The following is a 1074-nucleotide window of genomic DNA, read 5'->3' as shown; positions in this document are numbered from 1 at the left end:
CTAGCTTTTGGGCACTGCTGTCTTGCCAGCTATCGACAATCAGGTTGCTTAAGCGTTCGGTTTGCTCCGCTTCACAGATGATAACCGCGTGCTTAGGCAAACTAATCAAACGCTGATGCAAGTCCATCAAGCTACTTGCCAACTTGTCCCACTGCGCCTCATCGGTACTTGCCTGCGTCAAAAACGCTTTCAGCGCATTGAGTGCTGGCAGACCACTGCGCACATATTCTAGCTGCGCTTGGCGACTCATACCACGACTGGCAGTTTGCATGGCATAAGCATGGCCTGATCCTGCAAGGTTCGATTGCCAGCTGGCTTGACGCTGCTGCAAGATCTCTTTGATTCGGTCATGCTCGGTAAAGACGCTATGCTCCATCACTTCTTTGAGCAAGTCAATCGCTTCAGGTTTACGGTTTAGCGCACGCGTTGCGACGACAAAATAACTACTGATAGATTGGCTATCATCAATATTGGTGCGTTGACTAATACGCGCCGTTACTCCTGAGGAATGTGCAGCTTGTTTCGCTTGCAGCTCATGAGCACTTAAGGAGTCCGTACCCAGCTCAGATAATAAACTTAGATAAATAGGCAGCAGTGGGTGATTAATCACTTCATTAACCGGTAATTCATCATGGTTATGCTCACCGATCGCATCAGTCAACGGCACAATTACTTGATAATAATAGAGGCCATTGGTACCTGCCTCATACTCAAACAAGGTACTGTCTTGCCCGCTTAAACGCACAGGCTTTTGCGTGCCTTTTTTAAAGCTGATATCTGCTGGTACGTCTTCTAGGCCAACTTTTGGCAAGAGGCTGACATCATCGGGTGCAGTTTGACGCGCTGCTAGATCCAGCGCCTGCTTGTGCAAGATATCTTTATCATCAGCGGTCAAATCCATAGCGATGGTATCAAGACGAGTCTGCTCAGCTGCTGCCAGACGGGCTGATTTTTCACTATCTGGCGTTAATGTCACGCGGACACGATGCTGATTATCAAGTAAATGCTGTTTAATTAAATTAGGTAGCCACTGCTTATCTTTTACCTGTTCACGTAGCCATTGCAAATGCTCAT

Annotated in this window: 1 pseudogene; it reads right to left on the bottom strand. The window is 47.5% G+C overall.

Annotation, left to right across the window (positions count from 1 at the left end):
* Positions 1-1074 (bottom strand): annotated as a pseudogene (locus ACS8FD_RS16450) (insulinase family protein); the annotation flags it as partial.

The organism is Psychrobacter sp. 1U2 (genome assembly GCF_051847575.1).
The sequence above is the reverse complement of the archived record's forward strand: the minus strand, read 5'-3'. Positions and strand labels throughout refer to the sequence as shown.